Origin of the sequence: Anaerosolibacter sp., assembly GCF_029240175.1 — a bacterium.
Lineage (GTDB): Bacteria > Bacillota > Clostridia > Peptostreptococcales > Thermotaleaceae > Anaerosolibacter.
The window spans coordinates 117,178-141,665 of sequence record NZ_JARBTM010000008.1; the positions used below are offsets into that span (position 1 = coordinate 117,178).

Annotated in this window: 20 protein-coding genes and 1 riboswitch; of the genes, 14 read left to right on the plus strand and 6 right to left on the minus strand. The window is 42.1% G+C overall.

The window, feature by feature from the left end:
- Positions 1-110 precede the first annotated feature (110 nt).
- From K0R93_RS07820 to K0R93_RS07860, 9 genes are all read left to right on the plus strand, one after another.
- Positions 111-3,890, plus strand: coding sequence for a phosphoribosylformylglycinamidine synthase (locus K0R93_RS07820; protein WP_300299698.1), 3,780 nt, complete (start codon positions 111-113; stop codon positions 3,888-3,890).
- Between the two features lie 276 nt (positions 3,891-4,166).
- Positions 4,167-4,268: riboswitch (purine riboswitch) on the plus strand.
- 261 nt (positions 4,269-4,529) lie between these two features.
- Entirely contained in the window at positions 4,530-5,846 is a 1,317-nt protein-coding gene (locus K0R93_RS07825) for an NCS2 family permease (protein ID WP_300299700.1), read from the plus strand.
- Positions 5,847-6,068: 222 nt separating this feature from the next.
- The gene (gene purC, locus K0R93_RS07830; RefSeq protein ID WP_300299702.1) at positions 6,069-6,773 is read left to right on the plus strand and encodes a phosphoribosylaminoimidazolesuccinocarboxamide synthase; all 705 of its coding nucleotides are present in this window, start codon (positions 6,069-6,071) and stop codon (positions 6,771-6,773) included.
- A 36-nt stretch (positions 6,774-6,809) separates the two neighbouring features.
- Entirely contained in the window at positions 6,810-8,219 is a 1,410-nt protein-coding gene (gene purF / locus K0R93_RS07835) for an amidophosphoribosyltransferase (protein ID WP_300299704.1), read from the plus strand.
- Positions 8,220-8,230: 11 nt separating this feature from the next.
- Positions 8,231-9,274, plus strand: a complete 1,044-nt coding sequence (gene purM, locus K0R93_RS07840) for a phosphoribosylformylglycinamidine cyclo-ligase (RefSeq protein ID WP_300299706.1) — start codon at positions 8,231-8,233, stop codon at positions 9,272-9,274.
- A complete protein-coding gene (gene purN / locus K0R93_RS07845; protein WP_300299709.1) occupies positions 9,262-9,909 on the plus strand; it encodes a phosphoribosylglycinamide formyltransferase in 648 nt (215 codons plus the stop codon). Before purM ends, purN begins: the two co-directional genes overlap by 13 nt.
- The gene (purH, locus tag K0R93_RS07850) at positions 9,906-11,447 is read left to right on the plus strand and encodes a bifunctional phosphoribosylaminoimidazolecarboxamide formyltransferase/IMP cyclohydrolase (RefSeq protein ID WP_330685083.1); all 1,542 of its coding nucleotides are present in this window, start codon (positions 9,906-9,908) and stop codon (positions 11,445-11,447) included. Before purN ends, purH begins: the two co-directional genes overlap by 4 nt.
- A gap of 11 nt (positions 11,448-11,458) precedes the next feature.
- Entirely contained in the window at positions 11,459-12,721 is a 1,263-nt protein-coding gene (purD, locus tag K0R93_RS07855) for a phosphoribosylamine--glycine ligase (RefSeq protein WP_300299711.1), read from the plus strand.
- A gap of 226 nt (positions 12,722-12,947) precedes the next feature.
- Positions 12,948-13,703, plus strand: a complete 756-nt coding sequence (locus K0R93_RS07860; protein ID WP_300299713.1) for a glycerophosphodiester phosphodiesterase — start codon at positions 12,948-12,950, stop codon at positions 13,701-13,703.
- A 103-nt stretch (positions 13,704-13,806) separates the two neighbouring features.
- On the opposite strand, the gene K0R93_RS07865 is transcribed toward K0R93_RS07860, so the two are convergent.
- Entirely contained in the window at positions 13,807-14,046 is a 240-nt protein-coding gene (locus K0R93_RS07865; RefSeq protein ID WP_300299798.1) for a hypothetical protein, read from the minus strand.
- A gap of 158 nt (positions 14,047-14,204) precedes the next feature.
- On the minus strand, positions 14,205-15,245 hold the full coding sequence (locus K0R93_RS07870; protein ID WP_300299715.1) for a M42 family metallopeptidase: 1,041 nt from the start codon (positions 15,243-15,245) through the stop codon (positions 14,205-14,207).
- 306 nt (positions 15,246-15,551) lie between these two features.
- On the opposite strand from K0R93_RS07870, the gene K0R93_RS07875 reads away from it, so the two are divergent.
- From K0R93_RS07875 to K0R93_RS07895, 5 genes are all read left to right on the plus strand, one after another.
- On the plus strand, positions 15,552-17,333 hold the full coding sequence (locus K0R93_RS07875; RefSeq protein ID WP_300299717.1) for a M3 family oligoendopeptidase: 1,782 nt from the start codon (positions 15,552-15,554) through the stop codon (positions 17,331-17,333).
- Positions 17,334-17,471: 138 nt separating this feature from the next.
- On the plus strand, positions 17,472-18,221 hold the full coding sequence (locus tag K0R93_RS07880) for a hypothetical protein (protein ID WP_300299719.1): 750 nt from the start codon (positions 17,472-17,474) through the stop codon (positions 18,219-18,221).
- A gap of 236 nt (positions 18,222-18,457) precedes the next feature.
- Entirely contained in the window at positions 18,458-19,789 is a 1,332-nt protein-coding gene (lysA, locus tag K0R93_RS07885) for a diaminopimelate decarboxylase (RefSeq protein WP_300299721.1), read from the plus strand.
- Positions 19,790-19,865: 76 nt separating this feature from the next.
- Positions 19,866-20,213 (plus strand): DUF3870 domain-containing protein, encoded by a 348-nt coding sequence (locus K0R93_RS07890; RefSeq protein ID WP_300299723.1) that lies wholly within the window; start codon positions 19,866-19,868, stop codon positions 20,211-20,213.
- Between the two features lie 143 nt (positions 20,214-20,356).
- On the plus strand, positions 20,357-21,445 hold the full coding sequence (locus K0R93_RS07895; protein WP_300299725.1) for a mandelate racemase/muconate lactonizing enzyme family protein: 1,089 nt from the start codon (positions 20,357-20,359) through the stop codon (positions 21,443-21,445).
- Positions 21,446-21,498: 53 nt separating this feature from the next.
- Here K0R93_RS07895 and K0R93_RS07900 read toward each other — a convergent pair whose 3' ends face one another.
- The 4 genes from K0R93_RS07900 to K0R93_RS07915 all read right to left on the minus strand — a co-directional run bounded on the left by K0R93_RS07900 (position 21,499) and on the right by K0R93_RS07915 (position 24,475).
- A complete protein-coding gene (locus K0R93_RS07900) occupies positions 21,499-21,753 on the minus strand; it encodes a hypothetical protein (RefSeq protein WP_300299727.1) in 255 nt (84 codons plus the stop codon).
- Between the two features lie 235 nt (positions 21,754-21,988).
- Positions 21,989-22,822: a MetQ/NlpA family ABC transporter substrate-binding protein gene (locus K0R93_RS07905; RefSeq protein WP_300299729.1), complete on the minus strand. Its 834-nt coding sequence runs from the start codon at positions 22,820-22,822 to the stop codon at positions 21,989-21,991.
- A 14-nt stretch (positions 22,823-22,836) separates the two neighbouring features.
- Positions 22,837-23,487: a methionine ABC transporter permease gene (locus K0R93_RS07910; protein WP_300299730.1), complete on the minus strand. Its 651-nt coding sequence runs from the start codon at positions 23,485-23,487 to the stop codon at positions 22,837-22,839.
- A complete protein-coding gene (locus tag K0R93_RS07915) occupies positions 23,480-24,475 on the minus strand; it encodes a methionine ABC transporter ATP-binding protein (RefSeq protein WP_300299732.1) in 996 nt (331 codons plus the stop codon). The genes K0R93_RS07910 and K0R93_RS07915 overlap by 8 nt, the downstream gene beginning before the upstream one ends.
- Between the last annotated feature and the right edge of the window lie 13 nt (positions 24,476-24,488).

Below are 24,488 nucleotides of genomic sequence, written 5' to 3' on the forward strand. Positions count from 1 at the left end.
GAAGCGAGCAGCGAATAGCGAAGAAAGAACGTAAAAGCTTTATATACCTATATATTTATTTAGCACATAAATACTTATGAATACCTAAATTAGAAAGGGTGGCAAAGAGGATGACAAATAGAGTGAGACGAATCTTTGTGGAGAAAAAGAAGAATTGCGCAGTAGAAGCGCAACAGATGCTTCAGGCATTACGAGAGGATTTAGGCATCCACCTTGAGAATCTACGCATCATCCACCGTTATGATATGACGGGAATTTCTGAAGAAGCATACCAGAATGCCCGAAATACCATTTTTGCTGAACCACCCGTAGATCATATCTATGATGAAGAGCTCTGCTTGGCGGAGGGAGACAGGGTTTTTGCCATAGAATATCTTCCAGGTCAATATGATCAGAGGGCCGATTCAGCTGCCCAATGTCTGCAGATATTAATCCAAAAGGAGAGACCTGATGTTCAAGCAGCAAAGGTGATCGTTCTTCAAGGAAGCATCACCGAGGAAGAATTCATAGAGATTAAAAAATATTGTATCAATCCAGTGGATTCTAGGGAGGCATCTTTAGAAAAACCAGAATCCTTAGAGCTGGAGGCTTTGATTCCCGAAGATATAATGATCATAAAGGATTTTAATGACAAATCCTACGAGGACCTTTCTGTATATAAGGAGCAGATGGGCTTTGCCATGACATTAGAGGATTTGGCGTTTTGTCAAGATTACTTTAAAAATATAGAGAAAAGAAACCCTACCATAACAGAACTAAAGGTAATTGATACCTATTGGTCTGATCATTGTCGCCATACTACATTTTTAACAGAGATTGAGGAGATACAGATTGAGAAAGGCGCATTTTCAGACATTATCACCCAGGCATATGATGAATATCTGGGATCTAGGGACTTTGTTTACGGTGACAAGAAAAAGGATGTTTGTCTCATGGATATTGCCACCATGGGAATGAAGGAACTGCGTAAAAAAGGAAAACTTGAGGATCTGGACATATCCGATGAAATCAATGCTTGCAGCATTGTGGTGAAGGCAGATGTGAATGGACAAGAGGAAGACTGGCTGGTTATGTTTAAAAACGAAACCCATAATCATCCCACGGAAATTGAACCCTTTGGAGGGGCTGCCACATGTTTGGGCGGTGCCATCCGTGATCCCCTTTCCGGAAGAACCTATGTATACCAAGCCATGCGGGTGACAGGTAGTGGAGATCCCAGAACACCAATCGAAGATACGCTGGCGGGAAAATTACCCCAGAGAAAAATTACCACGGGGGCAGCAGCAGGCTATAGCAGCTATGGAAATCAGATTGGCCTAGCAACAGGTCAAGTGGCAGAAATCTATGATGAAGGCTTTGTGGCGAAACGAATGGAAATAGGCGCGGTAATTGCCGCAGCGCCAAAAGCCAATGTGGTGCGCAAAAAGCCTCAAGCGGGAGATGTAATCCTCCTGGTTGGCGGAAAAACGGGCAGAGATGGCTGCGGCGGTGCAACGGGTTCATCGAAGGAGCATACGGAGGATTCCATCTTGACCTGCGGGGCAGAAGTACAAAAAGGAAATGCACCCACAGAACGTAAAATTCAACGTTTGTTTAGGAATCCTTTAGCCAGTCAAATGATAAAAAAATGCAATGATTTCGGCGCTGGGGGTGTATCGGTAGCGATTGGGGAATTAGCCGATGGCTTAGAGATTTATTTAGATGCAGTACCCAAAAAGTATGAAGGGCTGGACGGTACAGAGCTAGCCATTTCAGAATCTCAGGAGCGTATGGCTGTGGTAGTTTCTCGGGAGGATGTGCTCAGTTTCATTGATTTGGCACAGGATGAAAACCTAGAGGCTGTAGAAGTAGCAAGCGTAACAGGGGAACCACGGTTGAAAATGATTTGGAGAGGAAAGGTCATTCTTGATATTTCAAGGGATTTTCTGGATACCAATGGGGTAAAGCAGAAAACAAAGGTTTTTATAAAATCCCCAAGGGAAGACAAGAATTATTTTCATAAACATATAGATAAAATAGGATCTCAGCCAGCGGATTTGAAGCGCGTGTGGCTAGATAATTTACAGGACTTGAATATATGCAGTCAAAAAGGATTGGTAGAGCGATTTGACAGCACCATTGGGACAGGGACGGTTTTGATGCCCTTTGGTGGAACCTATCAGAGTACCCCTAGTGAGGCCATGGTAGCAAAGCTTCCTGTTATGAAAGATGAGACGATGACAGGAACAATCATGAGCTATGGCTATAACCCAAAGCTAAGTACTTGGAGTCCGTTTCATGGTGCCTTCTATGGGGTAATCGAAGCTGTTGCAAAGGTGGTGGCCCTTGGCGGCGACTATAAGAATATTCGGTTGACCCTTCAGGAATATTTTGAAAAGCTAGGGAAAGATCCTGAAAAATGGGGAAAACCTTTCAGTGCATTATTGGGTGCCTTCTATGCCCAGAAGAAGCTGGGTATTCCCGCCATTGGAGGAAAGGACAGTATGTCAGGTACCTTCAAGGATCTAAATGTACCCCCTACTTTGGTTACCTTTGCAGTAAATGTGGTGGATGTAAATCATGTGGTCTCTCAAGAGTTCAAGGGAGTCGATAACGATGTGATTTATATTCCCATGATTCGAGATGTCCATGAAATGCCAGATTTTGAAAGGCTAGAGCAGCAGTATGAGCAAATCACAAGGATGATTCAAAGCGGCAGGGTATTATCTAGTCATACCATTCGACTAGGGGGAATTGCAGCTGCCGTAAGTAAAATGACTTTTGGAAATCGGATTGGAATTACTTTTGGAAAAGGCTTAGACTGGGAGAGCTTGTTTGCGCCAGATTATGGTGGAATTTTGTTGGAGATCGATGGAGATGCAGACATTCTGAGTGAGTGGAAAGACCTACAGTATCAAGTTATTGGGAAGACTTCAGAAACACAAGCGATTGCCATCAATGGCATAGAAATTCCGTTGAAGGAAGCTCAGGAATCTTGGGAAAAGCCCTTGGAAAAGATATTCCCTACAAAGATTGAAGCGAAAGAAGAGATTTTACCTACAATTCTTTATCAGGGAAAAAGCAGATTGAAGGTCAATGCAAAGATAGCAAAGCCGAGGATCTTCATCCCTGTATTCCCAGGTACCAATTGTGAATATGATTCTATTCGTGCCTTTGAAAAGGCTGGAGGCCAAGTGGAGACCTTAATCTTTAAGAATTTATCTGCTAAAGATATTGAGGCATCAATTGAGCACATGACAAAGAAAATGAATCAAGCGCAGATCGTTATGCTTCCTGGGGGCTTTAGTGCAGGAGATGAACCAGATGGTTCAGGAAAATTCATTGCCACAGCTTTTCGAAACCCTAGGGTGAAAGAGGCCGTGATGAAGCTTTTGAAACAACGGGATGGTTTAATGCTGGGGATTTGTAATGGCTTCCAAGCCCTTATCAAACTTGGCTTACTGCCTTATGGAGAAATAAGGGATATGGATGAAAATAGTCCTACTTTAACCTACAATAAAATTGGAAGACATGCCTCTTGTATGGTTCATACCAAGGTAGTTTCCAATTTATCCCCATGGATGCAGCGTGTAAAATTGGGAGAAATCCATACGATCCCAATATCCCATGGAGAAGGAAGGTTCATTGCTGGTAGAGAAGAGATAGAGAAACTATTGGTCAATGGGCAAATTGCGACCCAGTATGTAGACCTTCATGGAAATCCAACCTATGAAATGCCTTATAATCCCAACGGTTCCATGTATGCTGTAGAAGGCATTACAAGTCCCGATGGTCGAATTCTAGGTAAGATGGGACACTCGGAACGGGTAGGCAGCCACATCGGAAAAAATGTTCTAGGAGAAAAAGAACAACGAATTTTTGAGTCAGGGGTGGCGTATTTTAGGGATTAAAATAGCGGCTATTCGCTGCTCGCCTCTCGCTACTCGGAAAAACTTAAAAAGCATCTGACATCGAGATACAATCCTAATAAAATCACGTTAGCCGTTAGCGAGAGGCAAGTAGCCAGTAGTGGGTAGCGAAAAAGAAGCGATATCGAACTATTACAAACTTGAACTAATAAAATGTTCGTATTTTATCATATAAAATGTATTAATAATGAAAAAACATTCGAAAAAGTATTGACGAAAAAATCCTCCTTTGATATGATAATAGTGCAAGGACAACTTAAAAATGATGATAAAAGTACTCATATAGTTTTGGCAATATGGGCCAAAAGTTTCTACAAGACAACCGTAAATTGTCTAGCTATGGGTGAAAGTGTATCTAGGGTTCCGATTTTTTTAGCAAACCGATTGTAGAAATGTCTGTGATGGGCATAATATGGATAGTTGATTCACGGTTTGCTTGAAAAGTGACTGGTCCGAGTGATACAGGTATTGCAATTTGCAATGCTACACCGAGGGGAGAAAAGCCCGGGCGGGAAGGTTTCACTTTGTGAGCATATACCTTCCCACTCGGGCTTTGTTTTTGTCTTATGATGAATACATAAGCCTAGACTTCCCAAAATAGACAAGGAGGATGAAATAGAAATGACAAACAAAACAAACAACGGTGCTCTTGACAGTCTATTTAAGTTAAGCGAGCACAAGACAAATGTAAAGACTGAGATTGTTGCTGGAATTACGACTTTTATGACCATGGCGTATATTCTGATTGTAAATCCAGACATTTTGAGTGCCACTGGTATGGATAAAGGTGCGGTTTTCACTGCAACGGCATTATCAGCAGCCATTGCTACTTTCTGTATGGCTTTCATGGCAAATTTACCATTTGCCCTAGCACCTGGAATGGGATTAAACGCATTCTTTGCTTTCTCTGTTGTATTAGGTATGGGTTATAGCTGGCAGTTTGCGCTTACGGCGGTTTTGATTGAAGGTATCATATTTATTATTCTTACATTGACCAACGTTCGTGAGGCCATCATCAATGGTATGCCGATGGTGATTAAACATGCAGTGAGCGTGGGAATCGGTTTGTTTATTGCATTTATCGGTTTCCAAAATGCAGGTATAATTGTTGATAATCCTGCTACTTTGGTAGCATTAGGAGATGTACAAGATATAGGTGTGATTTTAGCAATCTTAGGTATTGTGATTACAGGAATATTATTGATTAAAAATGTAAAAGGTGCTTTATTGATCGGTATGTTGGTTACAACAGTTTTAGGAATCCTTGTTGGAAAAGCAGCATTGCCGGCTACATTGGTGAGTGCGCCGCCATCTTTAAAGCCAGTATTCTGGCAGTTTGAGTTTGATAAAATATTTACATTTGATATGTTGTTGGTTGTATTTACTTTCTTGTTCGTAGACTTGTTTGATACCCTTGGCACTTTGATTGGGGTTTCAACTAAGGCAAACATGTTAGATGAAAGTGGTAAGCTTCCGAAAGCAAGACAAGCGTTATTGGCTGATGCCATCGGAACTACAGCAGGAGCAATGCTTGGAACAAGTACAGTTACAACTTTTGTGGAGAGTGCATCAGGTGTGGCTGAAGGTGGAAGAACAGGTCTAACAGCTTTAACAACAGGTTTCTTATTCCTCGCTTCTACGGTATTTGCACCAGTATTTACAGCAGTTCCTGCCCAAGCAACAGCGCCAGTATTGATTCTTGTGGGATTATTTATGATGAGTCCAATTCTAAAAATAAACTTTGATGATTTCACCGATGCAATTCCAGCATTCTTGACAATCATCGTAATGCCTTTATCTTATAGTATTGCAGAAGGTCTTGTATTCGGGGTAATCTCTTATGTACTACTAAAAGGCTTAACTGGGAAGGCAAAGGAAGTTCACCCAATGATGTACATCATTGCCATCCTATTCATCGCAAAGCATGCACTAAGCTAGAATTTCATAGCCCGACATAGAAGAATTCTATAGCGGGCTTTTTTATACCCAAAAATGGGGAAAAGACGCTAATCGCTACTCGCTGTTCGCTTCTCGGAAAAGATTTTTATCCTGGGTTTTGCCAGTGGCGAGTAGCTAGTAGCGAGCAGCCAAAGGTGTTATAAACATCTTATTTTGATTACTGATTTATGATATGAGAAAATAAAAAGGGAGGAACAGCGTATGAAAAAATTAGAAATGCTCTATGAGGGAAAGGCAAAGAAGGTATATAAGACGGAAGATGAGAAAAAGTATATCGTAGAATACAAGGATGATGCCACGGCTTTCAATGGCTTGAAAAAAGGTACCATTGGAGATAAAGGGATCATTAATAACAAGATGTCTGCTTTGCTTTTTACGCTGTTAGAGGAAAAAGGTGTTCCTACCCACTTTGAAGGGCAATTAAATGATAGAGAAATGCTGGTAAAAGCTGTTGAAATACTTCCTTTGGAAGTGATTGTACGGAATGTGGCAGCAGGGTCATTGGCAAAGCGTCTTGGACTAGACGAGGGTGTGGAAATGAAAACAACCGTATTGGAATTTTGTTTCAAGAATGATGCCCTTGGTGATCCGATGGTCAATGAGGATCATATCGAGGCCATTGCATTGGCTACGAAAGAACAAGTGGCATTGATTCGAAGCTATGCGCTTCAAGTGAATCAGTACCTTAGGGCGTTTTTTATTGAGAAAGGCCTAAAGCTCATTGATTTTAAGCTAGAGTTTGGTGTTTATGAGGGAAAAGTGATTTTGGCGGACGAGATTTCTCCAGATACCTGTAGATTGTGGGATGCAGAGACCAATAGAAAAATGGATAAAGATCGCTTCAGAAGAGATTTAGGAGAAGTTGAAGAAACCTATCAAGAGGTCTTATCTCGATTACAGAAATAAAGTCGCTTTAATTCAGAAAATAATGGAGGTCAAAACATGTATCCAATTCAATGGGATAAATTAAAAGAGGAATGTGGTGTCATTGGGATTTATGGCCCAGGGATAGAAAATATCTCTCAATTGGCCTACTTTGGACTCCATGCCCTTCAACACAGGGGACAGGAGAGTGCAGGGATAGCGGTAAATAAAGGTGGAAAGATTACCTATTATAAAGAGATGGGTCTTGTACAGGAGGTTTTTTCCGATACGGTGCTTCAAAGACTCCAGGGAGATATAGCCATCGGCCACGTTCGTTATTCTACTACGGGAGAGAGCTATGTAACCAATGCCCAGCCCTTGGTTGTCCACTACAAGGGAGGAGCCATTGCTTTAGGCCATAATGGAAATCTGGTGAATGCCAATCAAATACGAGAAGAGCTAGAAGACCAAGGGGTGATTTTTCAAACTTCCATTGACAGTGAAGTGATTGCCAATCTTGTGGCCCGTTATAATGCTTTGCCCATCCATGAGGCAATTCAAAAAGCATTATCAAAGATCAAAGGTTCTTATGCATTGGTGATTACCCATGGCGAAAAGCTTATAGGGGTAAGAGATCCTAATGGACTACGGCCCTTATGCCTAGGCAAGATTGAGGGCGGTTATGTGCTGGCTTCTGAAAGCTGTGCCTTCAATGTGCTAAATGCAGAATTTGTTCGGGATATTGATGCAGGAGAAATGGTGATTATCGAAGGTAGTGAAGTAAAGAGCATTCGATATGCTGAAGATAAGAAAGCCTTATGCTCCTTTGAATTTGTATACTTTGCAAGGCCTGACAGCACCATGGACGGTCAAAGCGTATACTTGAGCAGAAGGAATGCAGGTAGAATCTTGGCCCAAGAGCATCCCGTAGAGGCAGATATGGTGATTGCGGTGCCGGATTCAGGGACTGTAGCGGCTATTGGGTTTGCTGAAGAGTCTAAGATACCCTTCGGAGAGGGCTTAATTAAGAATCGATATGTAGGGAGAACCTTTATACAGCCAGATCAAAAGATGCGTGAATTGAGCGTACGATTGAAATTAAATGTATTGAAGGAAAACATAAAGGGCAAGCGATTGGTACTCATCGATGACTCCATCGTAAGAGGAACCACCAGCAGAAGGCTGGTAGATTTGTTAAAGGCAGCAGGCGCAAAAGAAGTGCATATACGGGTTTGTTCACCACCGGTGAAATTCTCCTGCTATTTTGGGATAGATACGCCAACAAGGAAGAACCTGGTGGGTGCTGTCCATTCTATTGAAGAAATTCGCCAGATGACGGGTGCTGATAGTTTAGGCTATCTCAGCATTGAGGGATTGATGAAGTCTATCCATATCGACGGTCAGGGGCTATGCAATGCTTGTTTCAGCGGTGCATACCCTATGGAAGTACCAAAGGAAGGCAATAAGTTCTTATTCGAGAAAAGATAGGGGTGAGATATATGGATAAAAAGCCATTGACATATAAGGACGCGGGCGTAGATGTGAATGAGGGCGCCAGGGCAGTGGAGCTGATGAAGCACCATGTAAAGAAGACGTTTACCAGACAGGTGCTATGTGATTTGGGAGGATTTGGAGGACTGTTCGAACTGGATTTAACAGGCTATGAAAAGCCTGTGTTGGTTTCTGGCACCGATGGAGTGGGTACAAAGCTAAAGTTGGCCTTTCTGATGGATCGCCATGACACCGTGGGACAGGATTGTGTCGCCATGTGTGTCAATGACATCTTATGTCAGGGTGCAAAACCGTTATTTTTTTTAGACTATGTGGCAACAGGAAAGCTAGAACCAGAGAAGGTTGCAGATATCGTAAAGGGAATCTCCGATGGATGTGTGCAGGCAGGATGTGCCCTGATTGGCGGTGAAACAGCGGAAATGCCCGGTTTTTATGGGGATGGGGAATATGACATGGCAGGGTTTGCCGTGGGGATCGTGGATAAGTCAAAAATCATAGATGGTTCTAAAATTAAAGCTGGAGATGTTTTAATCGGTTTGCCTTCCAGTGGCATACACAGTAACGGATACTCCATGGTGAGAAAATTGTTCTTCGACGGATTGGAAATGACCACAGAGACATTTATCGATGAATTAAATAGTACTTTGGGAGAAATCCTGTTGAAACCTACCCGAATCTATGTGGATGTATGTACAAGTCTATTAGAGAAACATGAGATCAAAGGGATGGTCCATATCACAGGGGGTGGCTTCTATGAAAACATACCGAGGATACTACCCCAGGGAATGGGTGTAAAGATTGAGCTGGGAAGCTGGAAGGTATTGCCCATCTTTCAATTGATACAAAAATATGGACAGGTAGCGGAAGAAGAAATGTTTGCAACCTTTAATATGGGAATCGGCATGATTTTGGCGGTGAACCAAGAAACGGCGTCTAAGGTGATGGCTGATTTGGAAAACCAAGGGGAGGAAGCCTACATTATTGGCAGTGTGGTAGCAGACCAACCAGGGGTGACCCTATGGAGACCTTAAGGATTGCGGTTTTTATTTCTGGTGGAGGTACCAATCTTCAGTCTTTGATTGATCATATTGAAAAGGGTAAAATTAATGGAAAGATAGCCCTTGTTATTTCAAGTAGAGAAAATGCCTATGGCTTGATACGGGCCAAAGCCCACAACATCGAAGGTATGATCATTGGTAAAACCAATTATCCGAACATGGATGAAAGAGAAAATAGAATGATTGAGGTTTTAGAAGACAAAGAGATTGATTTGATCGTGTTGGCAGGCTATTTAAGCATTTTAGGAAAAAGGGTAGTGGAAAGATACAAAAATAGGATCATCAATGTGCATCCTGCCTTGATTCCCAGCTTTTGCGGCAAGGGATTTCATGGAGAAAAAGTCCATCAGGCCGTCTTGGATTATGGGGTAAAGATCACTGGCGCTACAGTACACTTTGTTGATGAAGGAACCGATACGGGACCCATTATCCTTCAAGGAGCAGTGGCGGTACAGGAGGAAGACAGCGTAGAAATCTTGGGTAAAAAAGTGTTGGCTGTAGAACACGAGCTGCTGCCTAAAGCAGTAACGCTGTTTGCTCAAGGACGGTTGAAAGTTGAAGGAAGAAAAGTTAGAATTATTGATTCCCAGAGGGGGTATTCATTTTGAAAATCCGTGCATTGCTTAGCGTTTCCGATAAAACAGGAATTGTAGAATTTGCTAGACAACTAGACGTATTAGGGGTAGAGATCCTATCGACAGGGGGAACGGCAAAAGTCCTGAAGGAAAATGGTATTTCGGTTACACCTATTTCCCAGGTCACTGGGTTTCCAGAGTGCTTAGATGGCAGGGTGAAAACCTTGCATCCCGCAGTTCATGGAGGATTGCTGGCCATGCGGGATCACCCAGAACATATGGCACAAATCGAAGAGTTGAACATACAACCCATTGACATTGTGGCCATCAATTTATATCCTTTCCGACAAACCATCGAAAAGGAAGGGGTTAGCCTAGAGGAAGCCATTGAAAATGTTGATATCGGAGGACCCACCATGCTGCGGTCTGGGGCAAAAAACCATAAAGATGTGGCAGTGGTTGTAGATCCTAAGGATTATGACAGGGTGTTGAAGGAGCTGGGTGAACAAGGTAAGGTATCCTATGAAACAAAGTATAGGCTGGCGCTGAAGGTTTTTGAGCACACAGCCCATTATGATGCTATGATCGCCCAATATTTAAGGGAAAGAATAGAAGGAGAGCTGCCCAACCAGCTTACCCTAACTTTTGAGAAGGTTCAAGACCTGCGTTATGGAGAGAACCCCCATCAAAAAGCTGTGTTTTACCGAGAAATAGGAAAACTATCTGGTTCTTTGGTTGAAGCAGTTCAGCTCCATGGAAAAGAATTGTCTTTTAATAATATCAATGATGCCAATGGGGCTTTGGAGCTTTTAAAGGAGTATGATGAACCTGCGGTGGTAGCGGTAAAGCATACCAATGCCTGCGGTGTAGGAAGTGGATATGACGTATTTGATGCTTACCTAAAGGCCTATGCCAGCGATCCTACATCGATTTTTGGGGGGATTGTGGCAGCCAATCGAAGAATAGATGCCAGAACGGCCCAAGAAATGAGCAAGATTTTCTTAGAAATCATCATTGCGCCAGACTTTGAGGAAGAGGCATTGGAGATTTTAACAGCCAAGAAAAATATTCGATTGCTGAAGCTGGAGAACATAAAAAAAGAAACATCCCAAAAGGCGAAGGATATGAAAAAGGTCTATGGCGGTCTTTTGATTCAGGATATAGATAATGCATTGTATGAGGAAGAGGAACTGAAGATTGTAACAGAAAGAATTCCTACAAAGAAGGAAATGGAGGATATGATCTTCGCTTGGAAAGTGGCGAAGCACATTAAATCCAATGGAATCGTTCTCGCAAAAAATCAGCAAACCATAGGCATCGGTCCAGGTCAGGTAAATCGCATCTGGGCTGTGGAGAATGCTATTAGACAGTCTCTCGTCGAGGTAAAGGGAAGTGTACTGGCTTCCGATGCGTTCTTTCCCTTCGCCGATTGTGTAGAAGCAGCAGCTAAGGCAGGCATCACAGCAATCATCCAACCAGGAGGCTCCATCAAAGACCAAGATTCCATCGAAATGGCCAATCAGTATGGCATTGCTATGATTTTTACGGGGATGAGGCATTTTAAACACTAGGAGGTGAACCCATGAGAATACTCGTTGTAGGCAGCGGCGGCAGGGAGCATGCCCTGGTATGGAAGCTTATGCAGAGCCCAAAGGTAGATAAGATCTATTGTGCCCCTGGAAACCCAGGGATAGGGAGGCTGGCGGAGCTTATTGATCTTCAAGTCGACGATATTGGAGGGTTATGCAGCTTTGCAAAGGAAAAAGAAATTGACCTGACAGTGGTTGGCCCAGAGGTGCCTTTGGTCATGGGAATAGCGGATCGATTTGAGGAAGAAGGATTAAGGATTTTTGCGCCCAATAGGGCATGCGCCCAGCTGGAGGGGAGTAAAGCCTTCGCGAAGGAATTCATGATACGCCATCAAATTCCGACGGCTAAATATATTGAATGTACGGATGTTGAGGCAGCAAGAAAGGCCTTAGGAATCTATGGATACCCAATGGTCATAAAAGCAGATGGTCTGGCTGCTGGCAAAGGGGTGGTGATTGCTGAGCGTCAAGAGGACGCCCTGAAGGCTTTGGAAGAAATCATGGAGGCCAAAGTATTTGGAGCGGCAGGCGACAAGATTGTGATCGAAGAGTTCTTGACAGGAACAGAGGCTTCAGTGTTATGCTTCGTCGATGGTACCATAATCAAGCCCATGGTTAGTGCCCAGGATTACAAGAAGATCTTCGACGAAGATAAGGGACCCAATACGGGTGGAATGGGTACCTACTCTCCTAGTCATGTCTATGATAGGCAGCTAGAAACTCATGTAGAGGAACGGATTTTACGTTCCATCATGGAAGGTTTCCGAAAAGATGGATTAGACTTTAAAGGGATCCTATTTATTGGGTTGATGCTGACGGAGGATGGGCCAAAGGTTTTGGAATTCAACACCAGATTTGGCGATCCAGAAACCCAGGTGATCCTGACCAGATTAGAGACGGACCTGATAGAGATCATGGAGTCAATCCTAGAGAATAAGCTGGAGGAACAGGAGATTCTGTGGTGTGAACAGAAGACGGTGTGTGTTATAGTAGCAGCTGGAGGCTATCCTGATGCCTATGAAAAAGGCAGGGTCATCTCTGGATTGGATAAAGTAGATGCTGATGTGATAGTATTCCACGCAGGAACCAAGGCCCATGAAGGACAGGTGGTAACCAATGGGGGCAGGGTTCTGGGTGTAACTGCTTGGGGAGACACGGTGGAGGCAGCCCGAGAAAAGGCCTATGAAAATGTGGATAAGATTCATTTTGAAGGTATGTATTCTCGGAAAGATATTGGAAAGCAACTTAAGGTATAGGCGGGACTTAAGTCCCGCCTATACCTTAAGTTGAGATCGAGATTACTAGGGGCGAACAGTGTTCGCCCTATTTTTCTTAATCTCAATCTTGATCTGAGCCTTCCTGAAAAAGTGCATATTCTTTTTGTCTGTTAAAATATAAAGCTGGCTTTAATTTTTTTACTGATCTGCGAATATGATAAAGTAGAGGAATCTTAAAGATTATGGGAAAGTGAGTAGATGAAAAATGGAAAGACCCCATATTTTTGCCCATAGGGGTGCATCGGGTTATGCGCCGGAAAATACCATGGCAGCCTTCCGAAAAGCTTTGGAGATGGGAGCGGACGGTATCGAATTGGATGTTCATTTAAGCAAGGATGGCCATTTGATCGTGTGCCATGACGAAACCCTTCAGCGTACCACCGATGGAATGGGATGGATCAAGGACCTGACATTAGAAGAGATAAGGAAGTATGACGGTGGGAGCTGGTTCGGTGAAGGGTTTCAGGGTGAGAAGGTACCTTTGTTGGAGGAGGTTTTAGACCTTATTCAACCTACAAAAGTACTACTCAATGTGGAAATAAAAAATGGCATTGTGATTTATCCAGGGATCGAAAGACGAGTAATCAATCTTATTCGCAGGTATGCCTTAGAGGAGAGGACGATAATCTCATCCTTCTACCATCATAGCTTGGTGGAGTCCAAAAAAATTGATCCGCTGATCAAGACTGGAGTTTTATACGTAGCTGGCTGGGTCGAACCATGGGAATATGCTAGAAAACTTCAGGCAGATGCGCTGCACCCTGCTTACCACAATATCGATGCGGCATTCGTGGAAGGCTGTAGAACCTATGGCATTGAAATTAACACCTACACGGTGAATGAAGAAATAGATATGAAACGGTTAGCAGGAATAGGCGTTACGGGTATCATCACCAATTATCCTGACAAGGCAATTTGTATGGTTCACCAGTTACATGGAAATGCTGCAGAAATCAAATGAAGAAAAGCATAAAGATAAAGATAAAGGGGAATCCAAGACTCCCCTTTATCTTTATCTATTATGTAGTAAGGGAGAGTAAAAACTCTCCCTTTATAGACTCAACTTAGAATAAGCCGCCAAAGCCGCCCAATCCTCCTCCGAACAGCACGACTAACAATAAGAAGAAGAATAATAAGCTTGAGTCGTCGCCAAATAAGCCACCGCCACAGCCGCTGCCTACTCCACCTATTCCACCGAATATACCACAATTACAGAATATTAGCACCAGCAATAGGAAGAAGAACAACAAGCTGTCATCAAAACGTTTGATACCAGCAACTGGACCACATGCTTTATCACTCATACATTTCACCTCCTTTTCTGCTATATAAGGAAGGAAATTCAGCGGTTTGTACCGCTTTTCCTAATACAGTGTACGCTGAGTCGGGGACATGTGTGACTGTTTGAGAAAGAAAATTATTTAGCAAAAAAAAAAGCCCTCCAATTTGGAGGACAGAAATATTATGCGGAAACTACGTAGGCAGCTAACAATGCAGCGGTATTGAGGAGGCCTTCCACATGGGTTCGTTCCATGCCGTGGGAGGCATGGACACCGGGTCCGATAAGGGCGCCTCGGATATTGTTGCCTCCTTTTAGGGCTGCCGATACATCGGAACCATAGAAAGGGTAAATGTCTACCACATATTTTAGGTTTTCCTTTTTTGCCAAATTAATCAGTTTGGTGACCATATCATAATCATATGGCCCTGAGGAATCCTTGGCACAAATGGAAACATCCTGCTCTGAGCAGCACAGGTCATCTCCCATGGAGCCCATGTCTATGGCGAGCAGTTCATCAATTTCCGGCGGGATATAGGAAGCGCCATGACCTACTTCTTCATAGGTAGAAATCAATATTTTCAAGGTGTGGGTGGGTACAATATTTTCTCTGCTGAGCATTTCCAATAGCCCAAAGATCACAGCAACCCCTGCTTTATCATCTAAGTGGCGTGACTTGATAAAGCCATTTTCTCCAATCATAGTCCTGGCATCGAAGGAAATAAAGTCCCCTACGCGAATACCTAGAGCCTGAACATCTTTATTAGATTTTACCATTTCATCAATACGGATTTCCATATTGGCTTCTTCCCGTTTTTGTTCTCGGGCTTCCGGATAAACATGGGGGGACGGCTGCGTGGTAAGGACAGTACCATCATAGGTTCTGCCATCACGGGTATGAATTTTACAGTATTCACCCTCAATGGTGCTCATGACATAGCCTCCAATAGGTGTAAACCGAAGCATTCCGGATTCCTTAATAGACCGGACCATGGCACCCAAAGTGTCCACATGGGCAGAAAGACCAAGGACATAGCTGTGATCTTTACCAGGGACAGTAATGACACCACAGCCTTTTTTTGTCGTTTCATAGGAATATCCTAAACGGACAGCCTCAGCTTCAATCTTTTGCATAATCTGATGACAGAAACCACTGGGGCTAGGGGTGGTAAGCAATTGATGAATGAATTGCAAAATATATTGTTGATTGAGCTTGTTTTTCATAGAAAATCTCCTTTCACGTGATATCTAGTTAAACAGAATTAGCGCAGTAAATGAATACTTGCTGAACAAAGTTGTACTGAATCTCTGGTTAGCAGTTAGCGGTTAGCCGTATATAGTTCAGTCTTTCGGGAAAATTATATTGATATCAATAGTATAATTCGATTGAAAATAATAGAATCCTTTTGAAAAGAAGTGGAATATAAAAAAACTTTTATACATCTAAAAAAAGTTAAAAATTCATTCTTTATGGGTATAGACTGTGGTATATTAAAGTAAAATAGCCATAAAAGATTTATTTGAGGAGGAATGAGAATCTTGGAAATGCGTTGGAGCTTAGATGCCCTATATCAATCCTTTGATTCAGAGGAATTTCAAAGGGATATGAAACGTTGTGAGAACGAAATAAAGGAGATCATCCAATGGTCTGGGGAAAACTTCACCACCTATGATCATGCTCTGGAGAAGATAGAGGCGTATATTAAGAGACAAAATCACTTTTTCCATCTATATACCCGACTGTTAAGCTTTGGAGAACTAAGTCTCAGTGTGAGCGCCAAAGATGAAAGGGCTCTGCGTATTGTGGAGCAGCTGGAGGCCAAGGAAACAGAACTGGCAAAACCCATGGTCATGTTTCAAAAATGGATCGGAGGGTTAGAGAATCTTGAGGAAGTCATTGCGTCCTCAGGGTCCTTGAAAGAGCACGCTTTTTATTTGATGGAAATAAAGAAAAATGGAAAGTATCTTTTGAGCGAGGCAGAAGAAATCCTTATTGCCAAGATGAAAAATACAGGTTCCAATGCATGGTCTAAGCTGCAGGAGCTGTTATCGTCAACCTTGTTGGTAGATATCCATGTGGATGGAGAAGATAAAAAGCTGCCCCTTCCTGTGGTGAGAAATATGGCCTATGCCAAGGATTCGGATCTACGTAAGAAGGCCTATGAAGCAGAGTTAAAGTCCTATGAAAAGGTAGCTGAATCATCAGGTGCATCGTTAAACGGTATAAAGGGTGAGGTCATTACCTTGTCTAAAATGAGGGGATATGGATCCGTGCTAGAAAAAACACTGATGGACTCACGGATGGATCAAGAGACTTTAGATGCAATGCTGACTGCGATGGTGGAGAGTCTTCCTGCATTTCATCGTTATTACAGAAAAAAAGCTGAGCTTCTTGGACATGAAAATGGCTTGCCATTTTATGATATGTTTGCACCCATGGGTGATGTGAAAATGGAGTTTACATATGAGGAAGCCAAGGATTTTATCGTTAAGAATTTCAGAAGCTTCAGTGATGTCCTGGCTGATTATGCAGATCATGCCTTTGAAAAGGGTTGGATTGATGCAGAACCTAGAGAGGGCAAACGAGGTGGTGCTTTCTGCTCCAATCTTCATGTGATCAAGGAAAGTCGGATTCTATCTAATTTTACAGGAACCTTTAATGATGTTAGTACCTTGGCCCACGAGATCGGCCATGGGTATCACGGACACTGTCTAAATGAGGAGTCCTATTTAAATAGTGATTATCCTATGCCGATTGCAGAAACTGCGTCTATTTTCTGTGAAACGATTATCCAAAAAGCTGCCCTGAAGGAGGCTTCAGCGGAAGAACGGTTTGCAATTCTAGAAAGCAGCCTCATGGGTGCGGGGCAGGTGATTGTAGACATCTATAGTCGTTTCTTATTTGAAAGTGAGTTGTTTAAACGAAGGGAAGAAGGCTCCTTGTCCGTAGAGGAATTGAAGGAAATCATGGTCAATGCCCAGAAACAAGCCTATGGAAATGGATTAGACCACAATATTCTTCATCCATATATGTGGGTGTGCAAGCCCCATTACTATTATGCATCTGCAAATTTCTATAATTTCCCCTATGCCTTTGGATTACTTTTCGCAAAGGGGCTCTATGCAGAATATCTAAAACGAGGAACAACATTTGTTCAAGAATATGATCAACTCCTTGCAATTACGGGGAAAAGAACCATTGCTGATGTAGCCGCCACCATGGGAATTGATATCCGGAAGATAGATTTCTGGAGATCTTCATTAAAAATTATTGAAGAGGATATCGAAACCTTTATTTCATTAAAAAAATAGAAGGGAATGACCTTCTTACAAAAAGAAAAAACCTTTTAAATTCCCCATACTCTTATCACAAAATCCTCACAAAGGGCGGTTAAAATAAAACTGTCAGAAGTTATGATAAGATAAAGGGTTTGAAAGGAGAGAATGTAGATGCAAAAGAATAGTGTTATGAAGAAAATTATCGTTGGAGCTATGATTGGAACGATGGTCCTGACAATGACGGCTGTGGGATTTGCAGATGATACAACCACAGAAACTGTAAAAGAGAAGGGAAAACTATTTAGGACTGAGATGAAGGGAAAACTGGGATTCCGCGGCCAAGTCGGTGTCGGAGCCTTTGAAAAATTGGTTGAAACAGGGGTTGTTGCGCAGGAAAAAGCCGATGCCATGAAGACTTATATGGAGTCCCAGGTCCAAGAAAGAAAAGCAGCTTTTGAAGAAATGAAGAATATGACTGATGAAGCAAGAAAAGCAGCTTTCGAGGCTAAGAAAGAGGAACGAATAGACCGCTACGATCAAATGGCAAGAGTTGGTGTGATTTCGGAGGAAGAAAGCACAAAGATTAAGGCGTATCTAGAAGAGAATAAAAGCTTCGGACCAAGGAGCAGGGCAAAAGGACCAGGATTCGAAACAGCATTGACGAAGCTGGTGGAAGAAGGAAAGCTGAAAGAAGACAGTTCAAAGGCCATTCAAGAATACATGAAGGCTCAGGCTGAAGAAAGAAAAGCTGAAATGGAAAAGATAAAGAATTTAAGTGCTGAAGAAAAGAAAGCATATTTTGAGGCAAGCAAAAAAGAAAGAATCGATATCTTTGAAAAAATGGTAGAAGATGGCGTGATTTCAGCAGATGAGGCAAAAACCATAAAAGAATCCATGCCCCAGAGAAAGATTTCTAAATAGCACAGATTCTGTCTTGAATTTTTTTATAAAATAGGCTAAGATAGTGTTAGAAAAATCATAATAGCTGCTTTATCTTTTCCCTTGTACATTTCCGTACGAGCATCAAGATAAAATCCAGCATAGATGTTCTCCAATTGGAGAATATCTATGCTGTTTTATTTTTTGACCCGGGAAAATAGTAGGAGAAGATGATATTTTGAAAGAAACCGATGAGGGATAAGAAGGGAGAATAATAGATGGAGAATGAAGGAAGAAAGAAGAAACACTTGATTTTTGGAGGGTGTGATACCACTGCCTTAGCTGAGAAATATGGTACACCCCTATATGTTATGGATGAACAAAGGATCAGAAGTAAATGTAAAGAAATCAGAGAAGTATTTTTAGCAAAACATGAAAATACAAGGGCGGTCTATGCCAGTAAGGCATTTTTAAATATGACCATGTGTAAGATTATTGAAAGCGAAGGCATTGGGCTGGATGTGGTTTCAGGAGGGGAATTGTTCACGGCAATTCAGGCTGGCTTTCCAACGGCGGATATTATCTTCCATGGAAACAACAAGTCTTATGAAGAATTAACACTGGCTGTAAAATATGATGTAGGGAGAATTGTAGTAGACAATGTTTACGAATTGGAGATGCTCCAAAAAATAGCTAAGTCAAACAAGAAGAAAACAAAAATACTATTTAGAATCGCCCCCGGTATTGAGGGAAGTACCCACAAGTATATTTCCACTGGCCAGAAGGATTCAAAATTCGGGATTCCACTGGCCGAGGAACAGTTAAATCATGTGGTGTCCTTTGCTTTAAAGGCATCCCATTTAGAGCTAATGGGCTTCCATTTTCATCTTGGCTCTCAGCTTTTCGAAAATGGCATCTATATAGCTGCCCTAGAGGTACTAGCAAAATTGATGAAGGATATGAAAGAACGATATGGCTTTGTTTCAAAGGAGCTAAATGTTGGAGGAGGCTTTGGTATCTTCTATGTGGAGGGTGATCAACCGAAACCCCTTGAATATTTTACGGATCAAATTATGGATAAAGTAAAAGAACTCTGTCAGGAAATCGGGGTTCTAATACCCAAAGTGATCATTGAGCCGGGCAGATGGATGGTGGCGGAGGCAGGGGTTACCCTGTATACCATTGGTGCTATCAAAGACATACCGGGTGTAAGAACCTATGTTAGCGTAGATGGGGGCCTGCCAGATAATCCGAGACCAGCCCTATACAGTGCAAAGTACCAAGGGGACATTGCCAACAAGATGAATCTGGAGAAGGTACAGAAGGTTACAATTGCCGGAAAGTGCTGTGAGACAGGAGATATTTTGATCTGGGATATCATGGTGCCCCCGGTGAAGAGTGGAGATATACTGGCTGTATACAATACAGGAGCCTATAATTATTCCATGGCCAGCAACTATAACCGGTTGCCTCGGCCACCGGTAGTATTAGTAAATGAAGGAAGCGACCATATGATTGTCCGCAGGGAAACCTACGAGGACCTTCTTCATCGAGAGGAAATACCCATGTACTTGCAGAGAAAAGCAAAAGAAAGCATAGAAATGATTTAGAAACTTTGGCTAAGAAGGAATTTATTATTTTCTATAGAATATATTTAGAAAATAAGGAAATGAGGTTTGAGGGGTTATGGAATTATACAGTAAAAATACGATATACTTGGTAGGCGATGCAAAAACAGCTACCCATAATCCGATTACCCTCCAGTACAACGCATACTTCATTGTTTTAGTGATTGACCTAGAAAAAGAAATGATTGTTGATGCAGGTGCTTCGGCTATCATAACTGTAACAAATAATTTTGTCCGATCTATCTTTACAGGGTATGACATGAAGAAGGGACTGGAACCTATGATAGAGGAGATCTATAGAAGATATCATGGTTCCTCTCAAAAAGCCTTGATTGTCGCATGGAAGGATGCTTATAAAAAATATTTACAGATTAAGAATAATGAAACGCCCATAAAAGAATCATAAGCTGCTTTGTTTTCTTCCTTGTATCAACCATACAAGATCAAAAACAAAATCCAGCATAGATGACTTGTAAAGAATTACAGGTGATCTATGCTGTTTTTTAATTGTAATTGAATAACTACATCAATAGACAGAAGGGTGATCAAATGAAAATAAAAAATATATCTTTGAGACATATCAGTGTTCCTTTAATAAAACCTTTTAAAACAGCTTTGCGAACGGCTACCTCCGCAGAGGATACCGTGGTGATCATTGAAACCGATGATGGTCAGGTTGGGTATGGAGAAGCACCGCCTACAGGGGTAATTACAGGAGATACCAATGGGTCCATTGTGGCAGCAATCACAGAAAATATTTCAAAGCTTTTGATTGGAGAAGATATAGAAAACATAGAAAAGATCATGGATAAACTAAACATGTCCATGGTTCGAAACAGCAGTGCCAAAGCGGCAGTAGACATGGCAGTATATGATCTGTTTGGAAAATTATATAAAGCTCCTGTCTACAAACTGTTAGGAGGATACCGAAATACGGTGGAAACAGATATAACAGTGAGTATCAATGAACCAGAAGAAATGCGGGATGATGCCCTACGCTATGTAGCCAATGGATTCACTGCCCTAAAGTTAAAAGTGGGGATGGATATTCAGAAAGATATTCAGAGGGTAAAGGCTATCCGAGAGGCGATCGGATATGATATAAAAATTAGAATCGATGCAAACCAAGGTTGGCAGGCGAAGGAAGCAATTCGAGGAATTCGAAAATTAGAGGATGCAGGCCTTGAGATTGAATTGGTGGAGCAGCCAGTAAAGGCATGGGACTTAGATGGTTTGAAGTATGTTACAGATCATGTAGAAACACCAATCATGGCTGATGAAAGTATGTTTAGCCCTCAAGATGCATTTAAAATTCTAAGTATGCGGGCGGCAGACTTAATCAATATTAAGCTTATGAAGTGCGGGGGCATCCATAATGCTTTAAAAATTGTTGCGATTGCTGAAGCCTGCGGTGTAGAGTGTATGTTGGGCAGTATGCTGGAAACAAAAATTGGAATCACTGCAGCGGCCCATTTGGCTGGGGCGAAGAAGAATATTACCAGATTCGATTTAGATGCACCGGTACTTCTGGCAGAAGATCCCGTGGTGGGTGGTGTAGAAGTTCGTGGTCCACATTTGATCCTGTCCCAAAAGCCAGGACTGGGCATTGAAAGGATCGATAAGCTGACGAACATATAAAAAAGGAAGAGAAAAGCAAATAAAAGGAACGGGTAGATCTTGACCCGTTCCTTTTATCTAAGTTTTGTGTTCTTTGTGCTTTCGGGACTGGCTGGAATACCTTCGATTCCTAATAGTTCCGTAAACTCTGTGGTATCTTCATAGAACCGCAGACTGTCAATATAGTCCACATCCCGCTGCATTTGTTCTGGCATTAAATACGCGTTTTGTGTTTTTTCGATGATTGGGTAATCCTTTGAGTTATAGGTACTGTCAATAAGATTCTGAGCTTCGTTGGCACCAGAGTGCAACGTATTTTTATCAGCCATTTGCTTCACTCCCTATTTGCTGCATCTTGATTTTGTTTTAGAATTCATGTAGGGGCGATTCACGAATCGCCCGATTTTGTTGACCTGCGGGCGAATCGCCCGATTTTGTTGACCTGCGGGCGATTCGTGAATCGCCCCTACGATATTTACATGACTCCAAAACCTATCTTAACCTTAGTATGGCTGTAGGGAAAAAAGATATGTGAATATTAATGGGTAATTATTATTTAAAACTTTAGAATGCTGGTACAACGGCGCCTTTATAGGTTTCTTCAATAAAAGCTTTTACTTCTTCTGTTTGTAGAACTTCAACCAGCTTTTTGATCTTTTCATCATTTTGATTGTCAGGGCGCGCGGTTACGATGTTTGAATATGGAGAATCACTGCCCTCTATCAGGATAGAATCATTTACCGGGTTTAAGCTTGCTTCTAAAGCATAGTTGGTATTGATGATGGACGCATCTACATCTTCTAAAGTTCTTGGTAATTGGGCAGCATCGATTGGTTTGAAAACAATATTTTTAGGATTCTCAACGATGTCTTTCTCTGTTGCCTCTAAACCAGCATCATCTTTGAGTTTGATAAGACCTGCCGTATCCAATAAAATCAAAGCTCTGCCTTCATTGGTTGGATCATTGGGAATAGCGATTACAGCGTTGTCTTTTAATTCATCTAGGGATTTAATCTTTTTAGAATAAAGTCCCAGGGGCTCTACGTGAACCTTTCCAACACTGACAAGTTCAATACCTCTTTCGTTTGCGAAAGTATCCATATAAGGAACATGCTGGAAGAAGTTTGCATCTAATTCCTTGCTGTCTAAAGCTAGATTTGGATTCACATAATCAGTAAATTCTACAATTTCTAATTCGATACCTTGCTCCTTTAGCAGGGGCTTTATAAATTCAAGAAGCTCTGCATGGGGAACGGGTGTGGCGCCTACCTTTAAAGCTACTGCTGCTGTTTCCTCGGGTGCATCCTTCTCAGTGGCTGGAGCAGATGGTGTACAACCGGTAAATGCAAGGGATAAGATGATAAGTCCTATAATTACTGCGAAAATGTTTTTTTTCATTGGTAAAAACCCTCCTATTTTTTATTTAATATTTCTGCGACCTTGTTGCCGCACAATTGGATGATTTGCACAAGCACAATAAGTACCAGTACGGTTGCAATCATTACTTCCGTTTGAAAACGATGATACCCATATCTAACTGCTAGATCCCCTAGTCCACCTCCTCCTACGGTTCCTGCCATGGCGGAATATCCTAAAATATTAATCAATGTAATCGTAACACCCAAAGCCAGAGAAGACATGGACTCAGGAATTAGAACATGGATGATAATCTGAAGGGGTGTAGCGCCCATGGCGATAGATGCCTCAATAACACCCCAATCCACTTCTTTCAGTGCGCTTTCAACCACCCTGGCGAAAAAAGGGATCGCCGCGATAACCAGCGGAATGATGGCTGCTGTGGTACCAATGGTCGTCCCTGCAATGAGACGGGTAAAAGGAATGATGAATATCATCAAAATGATGAAGGGTAAGGATCGGGTCATATTAATCACATAGGATAGGGCCCCATATACGATTGGGTTCGGTAGGATATGATCCTTTTCCGTAACCACAAGTACAATACCTAATGGCAGTCCAAAGAGTATGGTAAATATGAGGGATGTAAACACCATATACAAAGTATCCCACAGGGATGGTAAAAGAAGGTCGATGAGACTAAGCATAATTGAATACCTCCACTCTCACATGATTTTTCTCAAAATAATCGATAATTTGAGCCAAAGGAACTGTGTTTCGATCAACTTCCACCGTAAGCTTACCGATGGGTTTCTCCTGAATCCATTCGATTTTGCCTGCCAGGATATTCACATCTACCTGTAAATCCTTGATCAACTTAGAAATCACAGGCTCACCAGCACTTCCTTGGGTAAAGGATAAGCTGAGGAGTGTACCGTTATGCAAGTGGGTAGGTAGGTGCTGAATTTGGTCTACGAAGTGCTTTGTGATTTCATTTCCCGGCTTGGAGAAAATATCAATGGTTTTTCCCTGCTCAACCACACGGCCGTGCTCCAATATGGTTACATCGGTGCAAACTTCTTTGATGACCTCCATCTCATGGGTGATGATAACGATGGTGAGACCCAAGCCCTGATTGATCTCCTTCAATAGGGACAAAATCTGTTTCGTGGTTTTAGGATCTAAGGCAGAGGTAGCTTCATCACAGAGCAGGACATCGGGGTCTGATACCAAGGCCCGGGCGATACCCACTCTTTGTTTTTGTCCACCGCTGAGCTGAGATGGATACACATGGGCTTTTTCAGTTAAATCAACCAATTTCAATAAAGCCATGACCTTCTCCTTCACCACATTTTCAGGGGTTTTGTTCAGACGTAATGGGAAAGCAATATTATCGAAAACTGTCTTAGAGCTTAGAAGGTTAAAATTCTGAAAGATCATACCGATCTTTTTTCGAACCTTTCGTAATTCTCCTGGAGAAAGATGGGTGATATCCACATTGTTAATCCACACTTCTCCGCTGGTAGGTTCCTCGATTCGATTGATACAACGGATCAGCGAGGATTTTCCAGCACCGCTGAGACCAATGATGCCATAAATGGTTCCTTGCTCGATGGTTAAATTAATATCCTCCAAGGCACTAACCTGGTTTTTTCCTTTGCTGTAGATCTTTGAAAGCTGTTTGATTTGAATCATAACTTCACTCCTT

Coding starts and splice junctions, on each gene's coding strand:
- K0R93_RS07820 (WP_300299698.1), top strand. CDS start 111: ATGACAAATAGAGTGAGACGAATCTTTGTGGAGAAAAAGAAGAATTGC.
- lysA (WP_300299721.1), top strand. CDS start 18,458: ATGGAGAATGAAGGAAGAAAGAAGAAACACTTGATTTTTGGAGGGTGT.
- purN (WP_300299709.1), top strand. CDS start 9,262: ATGGAGACCTTAAGGATTGCGGTTTTTATTTCTGGTGGAGGTACCAAT.
- purF (WP_300299704.1), top strand. CDS start 6,810: ATGTATCCAATTCAATGGGATAAATTAAAAGAGGAATGTGGTGTCATT.
- K0R93_RS07915 (WP_300299732.1), bottom strand. CDS start 24,475: ATGATTCAAATCAAACAGCTTTCAAAGATCTACAGCAAAGGAAAAAAC.
- K0R93_RS07875 (WP_300299717.1), top strand. CDS start 15,552: ATGAGAATCTTGGAAATGCGTTGGAGCTTAGATGCCCTATATCAATCC.
- K0R93_RS07895 (WP_300299725.1), top strand. CDS start 20,357: ATGAAAATAAAAAATATATCTTTGAGACATATCAGTGTTCCTTTAATA.
- K0R93_RS07910 (WP_300299730.1), bottom strand. CDS start 23,487: ATGCTTAGTCTCATCGACCTTCTTTTACCATCCCTGTGGGATACTTTG.
- K0R93_RS07865 (WP_300299798.1), bottom strand. CDS start 14,046: ATGAGTGATAAAGCATGTGGTCCAGTTGCTGGTATCAAACGTTTTGAT.
- K0R93_RS07900 (WP_300299727.1), bottom strand. CDS start 21,753: ATGGCTGATAAAAATACGTTGCACTCTGGTGCCAACGAAGCTCAGAAT.
- K0R93_RS07870 (WP_300299715.1), bottom strand. CDS start 15,245: ATGAAAAACAAGCTCAATCAACAATATATTTTGCAATTCATTCATCAA.
- K0R93_RS07905 (WP_300299729.1), bottom strand. CDS start 22,822: ATGAAAAAAAACATTTTCGCAGTAATTATAGGACTTATCATCTTATCC.
- K0R93_RS07880 (WP_300299719.1), top strand. CDS start 17,472: ATGCAAAAGAATAGTGTTATGAAGAAAATTATCGTTGGAGCTATGATT.
- purM (WP_300299706.1), top strand. CDS start 8,231: ATGGATAAAAAGCCATTGACATATAAGGACGCGGGCGTAGATGTGAAT.
- K0R93_RS07890 (WP_300299723.1), top strand. CDS start 19,866: ATGGAATTATACAGTAAAAATACGATATACTTGGTAGGCGATGCAAAA.
- purD (WP_300299711.1), top strand. CDS start 11,459: ATGAGAATACTCGTTGTAGGCAGCGGCGGCAGGGAGCATGCCCTGGTA.
- purC (WP_300299702.1), top strand. CDS start 6,069: ATGAAAAAATTAGAAATGCTCTATGAGGGAAAGGCAAAGAAGGTATAT.
- K0R93_RS07825 (WP_300299700.1), top strand. CDS start 4,530: ATGACAAACAAAACAAACAACGGTGCTCTTGACAGTCTATTTAAGTTA.
- K0R93_RS07860 (WP_300299713.1), top strand. CDS start 12,948: ATGGAAAGACCCCATATTTTTGCCCATAGGGGTGCATCGGGTTATGCG.